The 17,379-nt window shown below is 60.1% G+C and carries 21 protein-coding genes; 16 read left to right on the top strand and 5 right to left on the bottom strand.

From position 1 onward, the window contains the following. Positions 1–54 precede the first annotated feature (54 nt). Both HEP89_RS14765 and mscL read left to right on the top strand, forming a co-directional pair. Positions 55–633 (top strand): thymidine kinase, encoded by a 579-nt coding sequence (locus HEP89_RS14765; RefSeq protein ID WP_022998058.1) that lies wholly within the window; start codon positions 55–57, stop codon positions 631–633. 193 nt (positions 634–826) lie between these two features. Next, positions 827–1,270 (top strand): large conductance mechanosensitive channel protein MscL, encoded by a 444-nt coding sequence (mscL, locus tag HEP89_RS14760; protein ID WP_168692367.1) that lies wholly within the window; start codon positions 827–829, stop codon positions 1,268–1,270. A 29-nt stretch (positions 1,271–1,299) separates the two neighbouring features. Here mscL and HEP89_RS14755 read toward each other — a convergent pair whose 3' ends face one another. After that, a complete protein-coding gene (locus tag HEP89_RS14755; RefSeq protein ID WP_168692366.1) occupies positions 1,300–2,253 on the bottom strand; it encodes a helix-turn-helix domain-containing protein in 954 nt (317 codons plus the stop codon). Between the two features lie 124 nt (positions 2,254–2,377). Here HEP89_RS14755 and HEP89_RS14750 point away from each other — a divergent pair, with 124 nt between their 5' ends. The 8 genes from HEP89_RS14750 to HEP89_RS14715 all read left to right on the top strand — a co-directional run bounded on the left by HEP89_RS14750 (position 2,378) and on the right by HEP89_RS14715 (position 8,135). Then, the gene (locus HEP89_RS14750; RefSeq protein ID WP_168692365.1) at positions 2,378–3,403 is read left to right on the top strand and encodes a carbon-nitrogen hydrolase family protein; all 1,026 of its coding nucleotides are present in this window, start codon (positions 2,378–2,380) and stop codon (positions 3,401–3,403) included. A 167-nt stretch (positions 3,404–3,570) separates the two neighbouring features. Then, positions 3,571–3,942, top strand: coding sequence for a winged helix-turn-helix domain-containing protein (locus HEP89_RS14745; protein WP_022998062.1), 372 nt, complete (start codon positions 3,571–3,573; stop codon positions 3,940–3,942). A gap of 71 nt (positions 3,943–4,013) precedes the next feature. Next, complete coding sequence (gene modA / locus HEP89_RS14740; RefSeq protein WP_168692364.1) at positions 4,014–4,805, top strand: molybdate ABC transporter substrate-binding protein; 792 nt, start codon at positions 4,014–4,016, stop codon at positions 4,803–4,805. Between the two features lie 185 nt (positions 4,806–4,990). Then, complete coding sequence (locus tag HEP89_RS14735) at positions 4,991–5,281, top strand: HlyU family transcriptional regulator (protein WP_168692363.1); 291 nt, start codon at positions 4,991–4,993, stop codon at positions 5,279–5,281. 102 nt (positions 5,282–5,383) lie between these two features. Next, on the top strand, positions 5,384–5,956 hold the full coding sequence (gene pgsA / locus HEP89_RS14730; protein WP_022998065.1) for a CDP-diacylglycerol--glycerol-3-phosphate 3-phosphatidyltransferase: 573 nt from the start codon (positions 5,384–5,386) through the stop codon (positions 5,954–5,956). A gap of 43 nt (positions 5,957–5,999) precedes the next feature. Further along, positions 6,000–6,251 (top strand): molybdopterin converting factor subunit 1, encoded by a 252-nt coding sequence (gene moaD, locus HEP89_RS14725; RefSeq protein ID WP_062487668.1) that lies wholly within the window; start codon positions 6,000–6,002, stop codon positions 6,249–6,251. Between the two features lie 3 nt (positions 6,252–6,254). After that, positions 6,255–6,716: a molybdenum cofactor biosynthesis protein MoaE gene (locus HEP89_RS14720; protein WP_022998067.1), complete on the top strand. Its 462-nt coding sequence runs from the start codon at positions 6,255–6,257 to the stop codon at positions 6,714–6,716. 195 nt (positions 6,717–6,911) lie between these two features. Further along, positions 6,912–8,135, top strand: coding sequence for a multidrug effflux MFS transporter (locus HEP89_RS14715; protein ID WP_168692438.1), 1,224 nt, complete (start codon positions 6,912–6,914; stop codon positions 8,133–8,135). Positions 8,136–8,159: 24 nt separating this feature from the next. Here the strand turns inward: HEP89_RS14715 and HEP89_RS14710 are convergent, their stop codons facing one another. Next, positions 8,160–9,236 (bottom strand): alcohol dehydrogenase family protein, encoded by a 1,077-nt coding sequence (locus HEP89_RS14710; protein ID WP_168692362.1) that lies wholly within the window; start codon positions 9,234–9,236, stop codon positions 8,160–8,162. A gap of 80 nt (positions 9,237–9,316) precedes the next feature. Between HEP89_RS14710 and HEP89_RS14705 the strand changes: the two genes are divergently transcribed. Continuing rightward, positions 9,317–9,844 (top strand): TetR/AcrR family transcriptional regulator, encoded by a 528-nt coding sequence (locus HEP89_RS14705; RefSeq protein ID WP_286201050.1) that lies wholly within the window; start codon positions 9,317–9,319, stop codon positions 9,842–9,844. Positions 9,845–9,893: 49 nt separating this feature from the next. On the opposite strand, the gene HEP89_RS14700 is transcribed toward HEP89_RS14705, so the two are convergent. After that, the gene (locus tag HEP89_RS14700) at positions 9,894–10,796 is read right to left on the bottom strand and encodes a branched-chain amino acid aminotransferase (RefSeq protein ID WP_022998071.1); all 903 of its coding nucleotides are present in this window, start codon (positions 10,794–10,796) and stop codon (positions 9,894–9,896) included. Positions 10,797–11,042: 246 nt separating this feature from the next. On the opposite strand from HEP89_RS14700, the gene HEP89_RS14695 reads away from it, so the two are divergent. The 4 genes from HEP89_RS14695 (at position 11,043) to HEP89_RS14680 (ending at position 15,316) form a co-directional block, all read left to right on the top strand. Then, the gene (locus tag HEP89_RS14695) at positions 11,043–11,609 is read left to right on the top strand and encodes a MarR family winged helix-turn-helix transcriptional regulator (RefSeq protein WP_173017312.1); all 567 of its coding nucleotides are present in this window, start codon (positions 11,043–11,045) and stop codon (positions 11,607–11,609) included. A 34-nt stretch (positions 11,610–11,643) separates the two neighbouring features. Continuing rightward, positions 11,644–12,342, top strand: a complete 699-nt coding sequence (locus tag HEP89_RS14690; RefSeq protein ID WP_022998074.1) for a response regulator transcription factor — start codon at positions 11,644–11,646, stop codon at positions 12,340–12,342. 71 nt (positions 12,343–12,413) lie between these two features. Beyond that, on the top strand, positions 12,414–13,748 hold the full coding sequence (locus tag HEP89_RS14685; RefSeq protein ID WP_209014724.1) for an ATP-binding protein: 1,335 nt from the start codon (positions 12,414–12,416) through the stop codon (positions 13,746–13,748). A 233-nt stretch (positions 13,749–13,981) separates the two neighbouring features. Continuing rightward, a complete protein-coding gene (locus tag HEP89_RS14680; RefSeq protein WP_022998076.1) occupies positions 13,982–15,316 on the top strand; it encodes an 8-oxoguanine deaminase in 1,335 nt (444 codons plus the stop codon). A gap of 39 nt (positions 15,317–15,355) precedes the next feature. On the opposite strand, the gene HEP89_RS14675 is transcribed toward HEP89_RS14680, so the two are convergent. Further along, positions 15,356–15,697, bottom strand: a complete 342-nt coding sequence (locus HEP89_RS14675) for a tRNA-binding protein (RefSeq protein WP_022998077.1) — start codon at positions 15,695–15,697, stop codon at positions 15,356–15,358. A 70-nt stretch (positions 15,698–15,767) separates the two neighbouring features. Then, positions 15,768–16,466, bottom strand: coding sequence for a TetR/AcrR family transcriptional regulator (locus HEP89_RS14670; RefSeq protein WP_168692359.1), 699 nt, complete (start codon positions 16,464–16,466; stop codon positions 15,768–15,770). Between the two features lie 367 nt (positions 16,467–16,833). On the opposite strand from HEP89_RS14670, the gene HEP89_RS14665 reads away from it, so the two are divergent. Continuing rightward, positions 16,834–17,307 carry a ferritin-like domain-containing protein gene (locus HEP89_RS14665; protein WP_062487658.1) on the top strand — a complete coding sequence of 158 codons (474 nt, stop codon included), beginning with the start codon at positions 16,834–16,836 and terminating at the stop codon, positions 17,305–17,307. Positions 17,308–17,379: the final 72 nt, after the last annotated feature.

Here is a 17,379-nt window from a genome sequence, read left to right as displayed (position 1 = left end):
GGGTGGTTTCCTGAAAACTGCCCGCAACTTCAAGACCGATTCCCAAAGTTCCGCATGGCCAAGCTCTATTTCAACTACTCCTCGATGAACGCCGGCAAGTCGACCGTCCTGTTGCAGGCCGCCTATAACTACGAGGAGCGCGGAATGAACACGCTGCTCCTGATCGCCGCCTTCGACGACCGGGGCGGCAAGGGCCGGATCGCATCGCGTATCGGGTTGGGAGCGGATGCCGATGTCTTCAACTCGGCTGACAACGTCTTTGATCACATACTGCGCGCCGACGAAGCGAAAAAGGTCGACGCGGTCTTCGTCGATGAAGCCCAGTTTCTGACGGAAGACCAGGTCTGGCAGCTCGCCCGGGTGGCCGACACGCTGCGCATTCCGGTAATGTGCTTCGGCCTCAGAACGGATTTCCAGGGAAAGCTCTTCCCCGGCAGCGCCGCCTTGCTGGCGCTTGCGGATAATCTGAAGGAAATCAAGACCATCTGCTGGTGCGGACGCAAGGCAACCATGGTTGCCCGGTTGGATGCGGACGGCAAGATCGTCGAGGAAGGCGACCAGGTCGTTATTGGTGGCAATGACAAGTATGTCTCGCTCTGCCGCCGTCACTGGAGCGAGCGGAAGCTGGGCTGATCGCCACTTTCCGTTCGGAACCTTGCAGCACCGCACCTCGGACTGGTCGCAGTGCCCTCACTTTGTGATGGACAAAGCCCCCTAGAGCAGGATTATCGGTTTTTCTGACAAGAAGCCCCGCCGCAGCCCAATTCGTTGAAGGTGCTACCGCGCGCACTCTGGTCAGCGATCCGAAGACTTTTGGGGTATGCATATGATCAAGGAATTTCGCGACTTTATCGCCAAGGGCAACGTCATGGACCTTGCCGTCGGCATCATCATCGGCGCAGCATTCACCGCCATCGTCACCAGCCTGGTCAATGACCTGATCAACCCGATTATCGGGCTCATCATCGGCGGCATCGACTTCACCTCCATGTATGTCGTTCTGTCCGGGGAGGTTCCTGCCGGCACCGGTCTTGCCACTGCTCGTGAAAGCGGAGCCGCCGTTTTCGCCTATGGCGCCTTTCTGACGTCCTGCATCAACTTCATGATCATCGCATTTGTCGTCTTCATGCTTGTGAAGTCGGTCAATCGGATCAAGTCCATGGCTGAAAAGCCGGACGACGTAGAGCCTGAGGTCAAGACCGGCCCGTCGGAAATCGACGTCCTGATCGAAATCCGCGACGAGCTTAAGTCAGCCAAGGCCTCTGCCTGATTTCATCTTCGCGGGACCCTTTACCGCGATTACTCTTCCTCGCCCCGGTACTGCCGGGGCGAACGGCCAAAAGCCTTGCGAAACAGTGTCGAGAAATGCTGCAGATTGTTGTACCCGCAGCGCATCGCGATTTCACTGATCGACATCGCTGCAAATCTCGGGTCATGCAGCGCCGCTGCAACGACCTCCAGCCGTTTCTGCCGGATTTCGCCTGCGATCGAAGACCCTTCGCACTGGAAGATCGCGTTGAGACGCCGTACCGACAGTCCGGTGGCCGACGCCACCTGGTTCCGGTCCAGCTCCGGATCGTGAATGCGGCGCGCAATGCAGCTGCGCGCCCTGAGCAGGATCTGACGATCGAACGAGGAAAGCGCCAGCTCGCTCTTGCGGCTGCCCGCCAGCCCGGTCGCCACAAGGTCCAGAAGTGTTTCCTGAAGCGTTGAGGCGAACGCCGGAGAGCCGCTGTTCAGGTGGGCTGAAAACGCCAGGATGCTCTCCCGCACAAGACGGCCGATGTCGCTTTGCCCGTCGATCCAGGTTCCGCCGAGCGTCTCGGCAAATGGCAATCGGGAGAGCAGACTTGCCTTCGAAAACTGCAGGACCGTTTGCGAGAAGGGTTCCGTCAGATCCAGACAATAGGGCTGGGTGCTGTCATAGACCACCATGTCGCCGGGACGCAGCACCGATGTTTTTCCGAATTGGGTCAGACGCGAGGAGTTTGCGGTCTGCAGGCTGACGAGGAAATCGGCTTCCGACGCCGACCGGATGTCGCTGGGACGCCGCACCACCCTGTGGGCTGTCCCGGACACTCTGGAAACGGACAGGGCCGAATGGCGCTCGATATCCAGACTGCCGACGAAACCGGGGCCCTCGCCCGCTTCACAGCCCAGCTGGACATAAGAGTCACAGACTGCTTCCCGCCAATAGGCGAAGCGATCGCGCGGGGCGATGTCCACTGTGCTGTATGAGGCCTGGCCGCTCATATCCGTTTCCGTGTTCGACTGGTCGATTTTCGGCAGTCTGCCCAAAAACGCAAGTTTTTTGGCTCAGGGACAAAAGTAATCTCTTCTTCACTCCGGCAGGCTGGGAGGCCTAGGAGGACATCACATGACCAAGCAATTCAAAGTCGCAGCCGTCCAGGCTGCCCCCTGTTTTCTCGATCTTGATGCCGGCATCGACAAGGCCGTGCGCCTGATCGAGGAAGCTGCATCAGCCGGAGCCAGACTGGTCGCCTTCAGCGAAACCTGGCTGCCCGGTTATCCAAACTACATCTGGCTCGGCCCCGTCGCCTGGCAGATGCAGTTTGCCGGACGCTATTTCGAAAATTCCATCGTCGCCGGTTCGGACCATGAAAAGCGCCTGGCCGACGCCTGCCGGAAAAACAACATCCAGCTTTCCATGGGCTGCTCGGAACGTGACGGCGGCTCGCTTTATATAGCCCAATGGCATTTCGACGAGACTGGCACGGTCGTGAACCGCCGGCGCAAGCTGAAACCCACCCACGTGGAACGCACGGTCTATGGCGAAGGCGACGGCTCTGATCTTGCCGTGGTCGAAACCTCCCTCGGCCGCATCGGCCAGTTGGCCTGCTGGGAACACCTGCAACCGCTGTCGAAATACGCCATGTATGCCCAGAACGAGCAGATCCATTGTGCCGCCTGGCCCAATCTCCACCTCTACAAGGGCACGGCCTACGCCCTTGGCCACGAAGTCAACAACGCGGCGTCGATGATCTATGCGGTTGAAGGCGGTTGCTTCGTGCTTGCACCCTGCTCGCTGGTCACCAAGGACATCCAGGACGAGCTCTGCCAGGGCGATCCGGAAAAGGAAGCACTATGCCCGCTCGGCGGCGGCTATACCCGCATCTACGCCCCGGACGGACAGGAAATCGGCACGCAGATCGCTCAGGACGAAGAAGGCCTCGTCTTTGCGGACCTCGACCTCGGCATGATCGCCTTCGCCAAGGCAGCTGCCGATCCGGCGGGTCATTATGCCAAGCGGGACGCCACCAGACTGCTGCTCAACCGGAAGAAACAGCGCCCCGTCGTCGCCTTCGACGATGCCCCCGGCTGGGAAGATGCAAGCGAGCTTGCCACAGCGCGGCAGAGCCCAATGGAAGAGGCTGCCGAATAGACCAAACGAGCCGGTGCGCGGTACCTGCGCACCGGTCCGGGATTCGCCGGGTCTACCGTACGTTGAGCCAATCCGTCGGCGACGACCTCGCCGGCACACTTGGACAAACCCGCGGAACCGAAATTTGCGCCTTGTCCAGGCGTGGCCGGCAAGGTCAATATCGGCGTATGAGAGACGAAGACAGCAGTCCCCGGTTCCGCATCCGCCTCGTGTTCGGCCCGGACGAAATGATGGGCCCCGGCAAGGCCGAGTTGCTGGAACGCATTCAGCGCACCGGATCGATAGCGGCCGCGGGCCGTGAGATGGGCATGAGCTACAAGCGGGCCTGGCAACTAGTGGAAACACTCAATGCCATGTTCCGCTCTCCCCTCGTGGAACGCAGCCGCGGCGGCGCAAAAGGCGGTGGGGCGCAGATTACCGAGACCGGCCTCGCCGTTCTCGAGGAGTATCGCGCAATTGAACTGAAGGCGCGTGCCGCCGGAGACCCGCACATCGAAAAACTGAAAACCCTGCTGAGCGATATTCCCGACGGAATATAACGCTTGCCTTTTGGCAGCTTCGCCTGCGATATTCCCGAAGAAACATATCGCAATTTTGAGGAACCAGCTGCATGTCCAATTCCAGTGTCTTCGCCTGCTTGCGCTCTCTGGCTGGTGCGGCCTTTCTTGCAGGCCTTGCGGCTCAGCCAACCACTGCGGCAGCAGGGGAAGTCACCGTTTTTGCCGCAGCAAGCCTGGCGGACGCCCTGGAAGAGATCGAGCAGCGTTTCGAAGCAGCCACCGGACACGATCTGGTGATATCACTTGCGGGCTCTTCGGCGCTGGCGCGGCAGATCCAGCAGGGAGCACCGGCGGACATCTTCATCTCGGCGAATCCGGACTGGATGGATGTTCTGGAAAGGGACGGGCTGCTGGAGGCCGGCACCCGGTTCGACCTGTTGAACAATTCCCTCGTCCTGATTGCACACGGCCGTGAAGCAAAGCCGCTCGATATTTCGGCCGATCTGAACCTCCCCGAAATCCTGGGCGACAACCGTCTTGCCATGGCTTTGGTCGATGCGGTGCCCGCAGGCATTTACGGCAAGGCAGCCCTGCAAAGCCTCGGGCTGTGGGACGATGCGGAACCACGTGTAGCGCAGTCGGACAATGTTCGTTCCGCGCTCGCCCTGGTGGCAACGGGTGAAGCGCCCTACGGCATTGTCTATGCCACGGACGCCGTAGCAGAGGACAATGTGACTGTCGTTGGAACCTTTCCGGCAGAGAGCCATCCGCCGATTGTGTATCCGGTGGCGGATCTGGCCAATCGGGACACACCCGCGGAAGAAGAGTTTCTAGCCTATCTCCAGGGCCCCGACGCGCGCGAAGCCTTCGAACGTCAGGGTTTCGTCGTGCTCGATCGCTAGGTCTTCAAGCCAGACAACGCAGGAACCTCAAGTCGCCAAACAGGTGAGCAGGCCGGACGAGACGCCTCTGCCCCATCACCTTGCGCTGAAGAATGCAAATTCCCGCAAGCTTCTCCGGCCTCTCCCCTTGAAGCCATTCCCCGCCCCTCGTAAAAGGGGGCAAATGAAACGGATTGAGGCCTCAGATGCTCGGCAAGATGTTCAAATCCCTTTTCGGCTCTTCCGGAGACGGCAAAAAAGGCGCCTCGAAGGCAACGACGGTGGACTATGACGGTTACCTGATCGTCGCTCAGCCCCAGCTGTCGAACGGCCAATGGCAGGTCAGCGGCCGGATTGAAAAGCAGGTTGGCGAGACAACCAAGGTGCATACCTTCATTCGTGCAGACACGCTGCCGGACGAGGAAGCTGCGGCCAACGAGATGATCCGCAAGGCCAAATTGATGATTGACCAGGTCGGCGATAGCATATTCGATTGAGCAAGGACCGGATCTTCACCGGAAATGAATAGTCATGGCGCTGCCGGGAACCCGTATCCCGGGCCGAGAGCGCCGGGTTCAGCCCGAAATCCGAAAGCCGACATGAAACGAAATATTGTCCTGAGCCTGCCCAATCTCCTCACCTATGGGCGCATATTGGCGGTTCCTGCGGTTGCGGTTTGTTTTTATTTCGAAGGCAACACAGCCCGCTGGGTTGCGCTTGCGCTGTTCGTTCTGGCAGCGATCACCGATTTCTTCGATGGCTACCTGGCGCGTGCCTGGCAACAGCAGTCCGCGCTCGGGCGCATGCTCGACCCGATTGCCGACAAGCTGCTGGTGTCCGTCAGCCTCCTGATGCTGGCCGGTGACGGAACCATCTACGGCTGGACCATGATCGCGGCAATCATCATCCTGTGCCGGGAAATCCTGGTCTCGGGACTGCGCGAATTTCTGGCCGAACTGCAGGTCAGCGTTCCCGTTACCAAGCTTGCCAAGTGGAAGACCACCGTCCAGTTGATCGCTGTCGCCTTTCTGCTTGCTGGGCCGGCGGGCGACACCGTATTCGCCTATACGACGCAAACAGGCCTCGTGGCACTTTGGCTCGCCGCCCTGCTTACCCTATATACGGGGTACGATTATTTCCGGGCCGGCATAGGCCATCTAATAACGGAATAGGCGCCTTCATTCCGGCCCTGACCGCACACCACCTGGAGGTTTCATGAACATCCGCTATTTCGCCTGGGTCCGTGAACGGGTCGGCGTCGAAGAGGAAACCATCGAGGTTCCGGCATCGGTTGCGACAGTTGCTGATCTGATCTCGCATCTGAAGACACTCGACGACAATCACGCCGCCGCGTTCGAGGAAGAAGACGCCATTCGCGTCGCACTTGACCAGATGCATGTGGAAACCGACGCTGTGCTTGGCGATGCCCGGGAAGTTGCTTTCTTTCCGCCCATGACAGGCGGCTGAACGATGGCCACAACCCCGCTTGTCCGCGTCCAGGCAGAAGACTTCGACCTGCAGGCCGAAAGCCTTCGTCTTACAGAAGGACGCAAGGACGTCGGTGCGCTGGTGACCTTCACAGGTCTGTGCCGGGATGAAGCCGGAACTCTGGCGGCGCTGGAACTGGAACACTATCCCGGCATGGCCGAAGCCGAATTGACCCGGATTGCCGGAGAAGCGGCGGAGCGCTGGCCGCTGACGGGCCTTACCGTGATCCACCGCTTCGGCAAGATCGCACCAGGGCATAACATCGTTCTGGTGATCGCAGCCTCTTCCCACCGCCGGGCCGCGTTCGAGGCTGCCGACTTCCTGATGGACTACCTGAAGACCCGCGCCCCCTTCTGGAAGAAGGAACACCCTGCGGAAGGCGGCACCGGAGCCTGGGTGGAAGCGAAAACCGAAGACGACACGGACGCCGCACGCTGGACCTGAGCTGCACAAGCGAATAGTCTGCTATTGATTCAAGGCCGCTCTGCCGCTTCTTTCCCATTCTCAAGCTTTGCGGCTGCCCGGCAGCCCACCCATTTGAATTGGTCCGACCCCGTGAAACACGACAGTGAACCCTCCGGCACAGCCGCCGCAACGCCGGCGGCAGAAAAGGGTGCTTCAGGCTCTTCTTCAGAAGTTCTGCGCGAGCCAGGCATTCCCTTTGCCGAGTTTGTTGCCATCATCGCCATGATCATGGCGCTGAATGCCATGGCCATCGACGTCATGCTGCCGGCCCTGCCCGCGATTGGCGATGCACTCAACATCGTTGAGGAGAACAACCGCCAGCTTGTGCTCCTGTCCTATCTGGTGGGTTTTGGCGGGGCGCAGCTCTTCTTCGGCCCGGTAACAGATGCACTGGGGCGGCGCGGCATCCTCGTCGGCGGCCTTGCGCTTTACAGCCTTGCCAGTATCGGCGCCATCTTCGCGATGGATCTCGACACGCTTTTGCTCGCGCGCGTCCTTCAGGGCATCGGCTGTGCGGCTGCCCGCGTCACGGCGCTTTCCGTCGTGCGCGATTGCTACACCGGCAGGCGCATGGGCAAGGTCATGTCACTGGTGATGATGGTCTTCATGGCCGTTCCCGTGGTCGCGCCCTCCATCGGCCAGGCCGTTCTCCTGATTGCCGGCTGGCACTGGATCTTCGCGCTTCTGCTCATTTACGGCGTCGCGATGATGATCTGGTCCGCCCTCAGGATGCCGGAAACCCTGGCGGTCGAAAACCGCCGCCCGATGGAAGTCTCCACCATCGTCAGTGCCTATATGACGGCTCTGACCACCCGCGTGAGCCTTGGCTACACCGTCGGCACCGCATTCATTTTCGGCGGCCTGTTCTCGTTCCTGGCCATGTCGCAGCAGATCTTTGTCGACATTTTCGGCCTTGGGACGCTGTTCCCGATCGTCTTCGCTGCCATTGCCATCACCATGGCCGGTGCGTCCTTCACCAACGCGCAGCTGGTGGAAGCCATCGGCATGCGGCGGCTCTCCCATGGGGCCGCGGTCGTCTACACCGCGCTCGGATTTATCGTGTGGATTCTGGCGTTTCTAGGTTTGGAGAACTTCTGGGCGTTCATGATACTGGCAACGCTGATCATGACCAGCTTCGGCTTCCTGGGTGCTAATTTCAATGCCATGGCCATGGAACCGCTCGGCGCCATCGCCGGAACCGCTTCCTCCGTCATCGGCACCATTTCGACGCTTGGCGGCGCGATCCTGGGGTACATCATGGGGCAGCTTTTCGATGGCACGACCCAGCCCCTTGGCCTCGCCTACACAGTCTATGGACTTTGTGCCATCGGCTGCATTCTCTACGCCGAGCGTGGCCGCATGTTCCACGCCATGCACGACAAGCAGTCCCAGGACTGAGAATGAGATGTTGATGTCGGCGCCTCACGCGCCGACATCAATCGCGATTTTTCCGATGAAGGCTTTTTCCAGGAACTTTTCCTGCGCGGCACGCAGTTCGCGCAAGGGATAGGTTTCAGCAACCACCGGCCGGATCTCGCCCGCTTCGATGTAGCTCACAAGGTCCTGAAAGACGTTGTCCGGCTGATAGGTGCTTCCAAGAAGCGTCAGATCACGCAGGTAGAGCGTGCGAAGATCCAGTTCGACAATCGGCCCGGCTATCGCACCCGATGTGACGTAGCGCCCTCTGTTGCAAAGCGCATCGATCAGCTTGCCCCAGGAAGGGCCGCCAACGAGATCCAGCACAACGTCAAAGGACTGTTGGGGCGGAACGGCGTCCCGATCCAGTGTTTCGTCGGCTCCAAGAAGCCGCAAGTCGGCTGCTTTTTCCCGGCTGGTAACCGCCGTGACATACGCCCCCCGGCGCTTGGCAAGCTGGATCGCCGCAGAGCCGACCCCGCCGGACGCCCCTGTGATCAGCACACGCTCAGCCTTGACACCAGCGCGCTGCATCATTCCTTCAGCCGTGGAAAAGGCGCAGGGAAACGAAGCCAGTTCGATGTCGCTCAGACGGGAGTTTATCGCAAGCGCATCGTGAGATCTTGCCGCCGCGTATTGTGCAAATCCACCGTTGCTCTCTGACCCGAAGGTCCAGATTGCAGGTTCCTGGCCATCTGCTTCGACGGATTGAAGTGCCCGCACCAGAACCCGTTCGCCAATCCGGCTCACCGGGACGCCGTCGCCAACCGCAACGATTTCACCACAACAATCAGCGCCCTGAATATGCGGGAAGGTCAAAGGCTTGCCGGACCAGCTGCCATCCGCTCCGGTGTCGGCCAAATATCCGTCAGCCGCGCCGGAGGCGGTGTCGCCACGCACGGTCTTGGAGTACCAACCCGTTCGGGTGTTCACATCGGTATTGTTGACCGACGACGCACCGACACGGATCAGAACCTCGTTCTTTCCGGGCACGGGAACCGGCAGGTCTGTCCGCCAGACCAGCTTCTCAAGTCCGCCGTGCCCCGTCAGCACGACACCGCTCATCTTTTCGGGGATCGCCATACGCTTTCCTTTGGTAGAATGATCGTTCTACTTGCCACGTGTAGAACGATCATTCTACATAGTCAAGCATGACCGACACCATGACCAGGATCGCTTCGGGACTTGAGCGGGCATTTGCCGAAAACGGCTTTGCCTCACCAAGCGTGGGAGATTTGAGAGATGCGGCGGGCGTAAGCCTTCGCACGCTGTACAAATACGTGCCGTCGCGGGAAGACATGGTCTACGCGGCCCTGGAGCATCGGCACCGGCGCTACCTGAAACTGGTGTTTGGCGACTTGCCGCTCGATCCGGAACAAGCTCTTGGAGAAATCCTCGACCGGGTCGCCAGCTGGATGGAAACCGAAACCACGAGGGGCTGCCTTTTCCATGCCGCTGTGGCATCTGCTCCCCATAAAGAGAAGCTGTTTGACCTCCTGAAGGAACACAAGACACAGGTGGCCGACCGCGCCGCCAGCGCAACGGGGCTTGCGGGCCGTGAAATCGAACTCTCGCTTCTTCTGGAAGGTCTGACGCAGACCTGGCCGCTTCATGGCGACCGGTCGGTGGAACGCGCCAAGTTATTCGGCAAGCTTCTTATGACGGCGCATTCCGACATCACCGCAAAATAAAAGGCGGGCCAATGCCCGCCTTTCCGATTATTGCCGTGCGGCTGTTCTGTCAGCCTGCTGCGGCCTGCAGGGCCGGGGTTTGCGGACGCACAGCGGCATCATAGTCCTGCATCAGGGTCTTGATGATGTCGCCGACCTGATAGGTATTTCCGGCGATCTCGGAAACCGGTGTCACTTCAGCGGCCGTTCCGGTAACGAAGCACTGTTCGAATTCCGGCAGTTCTTCCGGCATGATCACGCGCTCGACAACCTCGATACCGCGGTCGCGTGCCAGACCGATCACCGTCTGGCGGGTAATGCCGTTCAGGAAGCAGTCAGGCGTCGGCGTATGGATCTTGCCGTCCTTCACGAAGAACACGTTGGCGCCGGTCGCCTCGGCCACCTGGCCGCGCCAGTCCAGCATCAGCGCATCGGTGTAGCCCTTGGCTTCCGCGGCATGCTTGGAGATGGTGCAGATCATGTAGAGACCGGCGGCCTTCGCCTTGAACGGCGCCGTTGCAGGCGCCGGACGGCGATATTCGGCCATATCCAGGCGAATGCCCTTCAGGCGCTCTTCCGGCTTGAAATAGCTCGGCCATTCCCAGGTGGCGATCGCCAGGTGAATGGTGTTGTGCTGAGCCGAAATACCCATCATCTCGCTGCCGCGCCAGGCGACGGGGCGGATATAGGCATCGGTCAGGTTCATGCGCGCCAGGGTTTCTTCCTTGGCAGCGTTGATCTGTTCAGCAGTGTACGGGATCTCGAAACCGAGCATGCGCGCCGATGCAAGCAGGCGCTCCGTATGCTCTTCGGACTTGAAGATCCGGCCGCCATAAGCACGCTCACCTTCGAACACGCTGCTGCCGTAGTGCAGTCCGTGGCTGAGAACATGCAGTTTGGCTTCCGACCAAGGCACGAAAGTGCCGTCGTACCAGATATCACCACTGAGCTGATCAAAAGGCGTTCCAGCCATTTTTCATCTCCCGCTCGCTCTATGAGCGTTGTTTTGTTTTCTCTTTAACAGAGGCAAATGACGCCAAAGACTTGCGCCTTTTTTACCGCTGTATTTTTTGCACAGCACGCCAACTATCGGTATCCTGATGGCCGCGGCGACGATGATAGGATTCGTTTATCATCTGATGCGTGAAAATGCATCAAAAAGACCGATCATTTCGTTCGCGACCGGATAGAAGTAACAATCGACCAGAATTAAGTCAATATGACTGACGTAAATTTCAAACCGGACCAACCGCCCCTGAGACGGGAAACGGACGAGGTTCGGCCCAGGCAGCCCGAAGGGGACGATACGGATGGCGCCAACGCGCTGTCCTACGACCTTATCGAGCTTCTTTTTTTCGCATATCGCGACTTCACCGGTGACCCGGATGACGTACTGGCCAAGTACGAGTTCGGCCGCGCACACCACCGTGTTCTGCATTTTGTGGATCGCAATCCGGGGATCATGGTCACTGACCTGCTCGGCATCCTCCGGATCACGAAGCAGAGCCTTGGCCGGGTGCTCAAGCAACTGGTGGACGCCGGCATCATCGAGCAGCGCGAAGGCCATCACGACAGGCGGCAGAGACTGCTCTATACCACCGAACGCGGACACGCCCTTGCTGTGGACCTTACCAGCCTGCAGCAAAAGCGCCTTGAACGCGCCCTAATTGGATTGCCAGATGGCAGCGACGAAATTATCCGCAGGTTTCTGCTCCGAATGATCGACCCCGAAGCGCGGCCTCAGATCCTCCAACTGATACGCAGTCTCTACGATCTGAAGGATTGACCGGCAGAGGTCACAAAAGGACGACAAAGCCGACATGAATGCCCAGGTGCCTGACGACAACGCCAACCACATTCTCCTGGTCGACGACGACAAGCGCATCAGGGACCTTCTGTCCAGGTTGCTCAAGGAGAACGGCTATCGTGTGACCGCCGCCGCCCATGCGGCCGAAGCCCGCACGTGCCTGTCCGGGCTTGAGTTCGACCTGATCATCCTCGATGTCATGATGCCGGGTGAGACCGGTCTGGAACTTGCCGTCTCCCTGCGCCAGGACTCTTCCGTCCCGATCCTGATGCTCACCGCGCGCTCCGAGGCTCCGGACCGGATCGCCGGACTGGAAGCCGGTGTCGATGATTACCTTTCCAAGCCGTTCGAACCGCGGGAACTGATGCTGCGCATTGCCGCGATCCTGCGCCGTGGCAACCAGCAGCCGGTCATTGTCAGCGAAGAGATCCGCTTCGGCCCGTTTTCGTTCAATTCTTCCCGGGGTGAACTGAAGAATGGCGAGGCCATGGTGCGCCTGACGGACAGGGAAAAGCAGATCCTGTCGATATTTGCCGAGCAACCGGGCGCGACCGTTCCTCGCCACAAGATCGTCGGTGATGATAGCGGCCTGGGCGAACGAACGGTCGACGTCCAGATCAACCGGCTGCGCCGCAAGATCGAAACGGATCCGGGAAACCCGATCTACCTGCAGACGGTGCGCGGCATCGGATACAGGCTCGCGTGCGACTGAGCCGGAAACAAATGGCGAGACTCGACAGCTTCTTCCGGCGCGTTCCCCTGACGGTTCCCCTGAAACCGCTGATGGCGGTCTATCGTCAGGTCGCCAGGCTCATGTACCGGGTCATGCCGAAGGGCCTGTTCACCCGGACCTTCCTGATTATTGTCGCCCCCATCGTGATCCTGCAGTCGGTGCTCGTCTTCGTGTTCATGGAGAGGCACTACCAGCTTGTTTCGCGCAGGATGTCCGAAGCCGTGGTGCGCGAGATTGCGGCCGTGGTCTATGTTCTGGAGAACTATCCGCAGGATCCGGACTACGCCAACATCGAGGAACTCGCCTCGCGGGCGCTCGGCATGTCCATGACGGTGACACCGCTTGAGCCCTTGCCCCCTCCGACGCCCAAACCTTTCTTCGACGTCATCGACCAGGAACTGAGCCAGGCGATCGGGCAGCGCATTGGCAAGCCGTTCTGGATCGATACGGTTGGCAGGTCCCGCTTCGTCGAAATTCGCATCCAGTTGAAGGATTCCATCCTGCGCGTCTTCACAAGGCGCAGCCAGACCTACGCCTCCAATTCGCACATCTTCCTGGTCTGGATGTTCTCCACGTCGCTGGTTCTGGTGATCATCGCCCTGTTGTTCCTGCGCAATCAGATCCGCCCGATCGTGCGCCTTGCCAATGCGGCGGAGGCCTTTGGCAGGGGCCGGCCGGTGGAAAACTTTCGGGCCAGCGGCGCACGCGAAGTTCGCCAGGCAAGCCTTGCCTTCATCGACATGCGACGGCGCATCGAACGGCAGATCGAGCAGCGCACCACCATGCTTGCAGGCGTCAGCCACGATCTCAGGACCATTCTGACGCGTCTCAGGCTGCAGCTCGCGTTCCTCGGCGGCTCGCCGGAAAGCGAGGCGATGCGCAAGGATGTCGACGAGATGAGCCACATGCTCGAGGATTATCTGGCCTTTGCCAGCGGCGATGGCGATGAGGACATCCAGAAGACCGACCTTTCGCTGCTTCTGGAGGAACTGGAAGAAGAAGCGGAGATCTCGGGCCACGATGTAAGGACCCGGTTCGAAGGCGACCCGGAAGTCGAGATCCGGCGCCTGTCGATGAAGCGCTGCCTCTCCAACCTGGTGACCAACGGCTTCAAATACGGCAACCGGGTGGAAGTACTCGGCCGAGTCGACAGAGGCTGGATCACCATCACCGTCGACGACGACGGCCCGGGCATTCCCGAAGACCAGCGCGAGATTGCCTTCAGGGCCTTCCACCGGCTGGATCTTGCCCGCAACATGGATGAAACCGGCAGCGGCCTCGGCCTTGCCATCGCCCGTGATATTGCCCGTGCCCATGGCGGCGACCTCTATCTAGAAGACAGTCCAATGGGCGGCTTGCGGGCACGGCTGCGTATCCCGGCTTAGGAAAACTTTACTCTCCAGGCAGGAATTCGCTGCCAATCTGGCCGAGAGACTTGCCTTTTCAGCCAGCAATTTGTTTCATTTGAAAGTCTTTCAAGGCGATCAGACACAATCGCCACCCAATTTCCGGTTGACTGGGCAAACATCAATTTTCTACCAAATGGCCTGCTGGTTCTTGCCCCCGTTTTCCACCAGCCGAGCGCATTCCGATGAGACGGGGACTTGAGGAATGCACCATGCCTGAAATTCTGCTGAAAAATGCCGAGACCGTCCTCACGATGGATGACGACCGCCGGGAACTGTCGGCCGTCGACATTCGTTTGCGTGATGGCGTGATTGCGGAAATCGGCAAAGATCTGGAGACCTCCGGCGAAACGCTGTCCGCTCGTGGCTGCGTCGTGACACCCGGCCTTGTGAACACGCACCATCATCTTTACCAGAGCTTGACCAGAGCTGTTCCCGGTGGCCAGGACGCCCTGCTTTTCGGCTGGCTGCAGACCCTTTACCCGATCTGGTCCCGCTTCGGCCCGGAGGAAATGTTCGTTTCCGCGCAGACCGGACTTGCCGAACTGGCACTTTCCGGATGTACGCTCAGCTCCGATCATCTCTACCTCTATCCCAACGGGTCGCGGCTTGATGACACCATCGCCGCCGCAAGAGAGATCGGCCTTCGCTTTCACCCGACCCGCGGCGCCATGAGTATCGGCGAAAGCGACGGCGGCCTTCCGCCCGACAGTCTTGTTGAACGCGAAGCCAGCATTCTGGAAGATTCCATTCGCGTCGTAGACGCCTTTCACGACCCGTCAGAAGGCGCGATGGTTCGTGTCGGCCTTGCCCCTTGCTCACCCTTCTCGGTCAGCCGGGACCTGATGCGCGATGCGGCTCTGTTGGCTCGCGACAAGAAGGTTATGCTTCATACCCATCTTGCGGAAAACGATGAAGACATTTCCTACTCGCAGGAAAAATTCGGCTGCCGACCGGGTCAATACGCCGAGGATCTCGGCTGGACCGGGCCGGATGTCTGGCACGCCCATTGCGTCAAGCTGGATGATCGGGAAATCCGGCTGTTCGCCGGCAGCGGCACAGGCGTTGCCCATTGCCCCTGCTCCAACTGCCGGCTTGGCAGCGGCATTGCCCCTGTTCGCGCAATGCGCGACGCCCGGGTGAAGGTTGGCCTTGGTGTTGACGGTTCGGCCAGCAACGATGCCGGCAACCTGGTCCTGGAAGCGCGCCAGTCGATGCTGCTGCAACGGGTGGCCAACGGTGCGGATGCCATGTCTGCCCGCGAAGCCCTGGAAATCGCGACGCGTGGCGGAGCCGATGTGCTCAACCGACCGGACTGCGGCCGGCTCGCCCTCGGCAAACGTGCAGATATCGCACTGTGGGATGTTTCCGGCATAGAAAGCGCGGGCAGCTGGGATCCGGCGGCCCTGCTGCTCGCCGGTCCGACACGCGTCAAACACCTGTTCGTGGAGGGCCGTCAGGTCGTCAACGACGGTCAGATCACCACGATCGACCTGCCGAGGGTGATCGAACGCCAGAACCGGCTTGCGCGAAATCTGCAACCCTGAAACGAGCTTGCCCCTGGAGACGGGGTCAGGTGCGCAGGATCAGTAAAGCCGACCGCCGATCGGAACGTCCTTGGTCGGCGACAAAAGCACCACTTCGCCATCGGCATCCGGAACGCCGAGCGTCAGCACTTCGGACATGACGGGGCCAATCTGGCGCGGCGGGAAGTTGACCACCGCCATCACCAGCTTTCCGACCAGGGTTTCCGGCGTGTAGTGTTTGGTGATCTGCGCAGAGGTTTTCTTGATGCCGATTTCCGGACCGAAATCGATCTGCATCTTGTAGGCAGGCTTGCGTGCTTCGGGAAATTCCTCCGCCTTGATAACGCGGCCGACACGCACATCCACTTTCAGGAAATCGTCAAAACTGATCTGATCGCTCACGAAAACATTCCTTTTGTTTCGCGAGCGACCATGGACGGACAGATGACGGTTCGCAAGGCCCGGGCAGCGCTCAGGCGCCTGCCGGGGCCTCTCCGCCGAGGTCTGTGTCTTCCCGGTCACTTTCCGCCCTGTCACCGCGGCGGCCAGAGCGTTCAGATGCCTTGCGGAAGAACGACCGGATGCCTTTTGCGACGCCGTCCAGCTTGTTCAGCCGCTTCATGAAGGACGTGCCCTTGTCCAGTTCCTTGTCGAGGCGCGCCATGGTGCGCGGCATGCCTTCGTCTTCCTCGTCCAGCCAAACGCCGATGACACGGGCAAAGGCAACGGAGAGACCCTGGGCAACGACGGTTGCCTTGACCCCGGAAACATCGATCCCGGCAGCGATCAGCATCCATTTCTGCGAGCGCACTTCAAGGGCGTTGAAGTCAAGCGCAAGGGCGGGATCCTTTCGCGCCGCCTTGTGGAGCGCACGCACGGTTTCCTTGTGTTCGGCCATGGCGTCGATGCGGCTCATCAGGATGTCGAACAGGCGATCGCGCGCGGGTTGGTCGCCCATATCCTCGTCGCGTTCGTCCAGAACAGCGGTGTCGATCTGTTCCAGGAAGGCGGCAACCAGCTTCAGCTTGGAGGCATAGGCGCTGCGCATCTCGGAAAGCTTGACCTTGGACGTCTCGGCGATCAATGGCAGCGAGACGTCTTCATAAGGATGTTCCGACAACAGATCGAGAAAGGTCTTCAGGATCTTCTGCTTGGTCTTCGCGGTCGCCATTGCTGGCCCTCCTGTGTGTTTTCTGCCCTCAACATAGGATCGCAGATGCTTTCAGAAAAGGGCGGCCCGCTGCCGCAGGCTATCGGAGCGCCCCTCCAGGAACGCGGGTCTCAGGCAAATGCAGGCACCGAATAGGAACCAAACCGACTGGCACGGCGTTTCCTGAACTGACGGGCCTGAGACCGTGTACGGAGTGTCCGGAAGGACTCCCGGTCACCTTTCTCATGGCCTGTTCCGCCCGAGCGATCGGTTCCCCCACGCGAAGCCCCGTTGAGACGGAGCGTCGCGCCGATCGTCTCCGGGTGGCTTTGACAGACCTTTGCCGAGCCCCGCCCCGGGCCAAGCGCATCTTGTGAAAGGACGCCCCATGAAAACGCTTGCCGATGCTTTCGAGCATACGCTTCAGGACATCTACTACGCCGAAAAAACCATGACCAAGACCATGCCGAAACTGCAGGAAGCTGCAAACGGCAAGAAACTGAAGGATGCGATCGGTGAGCATCTGGAAGAAACGAAATCCCAGGTCAAGGTTCTGGAACAGGTCTTCAAGTCGCTCGGAAAGAAGCCGGAAGGCGAGAAGTGCGATGCCATTGAAGGCCTTATCAAGGAAACCGACGGCATCATCAGCGAGGCGAGCGGCGCGGCCAAGAACGCAGCATTGCTGGCCGCCTGCCAGGCGGTCGAGCATTATGAGATCGCCCGCTACGGGACACTGCGCGAATGGGCCAAGGTCCTCGGCCACGAGGAGGCCCACGACTTGCTGACCGGCATTCTCGACCAGGAAAAGGCGGCAAACAGCAAGCTGACCAATCTTGCCGTTTCGACCATCAACGCGCAGTAACCGCGCCATGCTGCTCAAAGGCCCTTCGGCTTTCGGGCCAGGTAACCAAAAGGCCGCCGGAGTTCCGGCGGC

This window comes from Labrenzia sp. 5N (assembly GCF_012395805.1).
GTDB classification, from domain to species: Bacteria; Pseudomonadota; Alphaproteobacteria; order Rhizobiales; family Stappiaceae; genus Roseibium; species Roseibium algicola.
The sequence above is the reverse complement of the archived record's forward strand: the minus strand, read 5'-3'. Positions and strand labels throughout refer to the sequence as shown.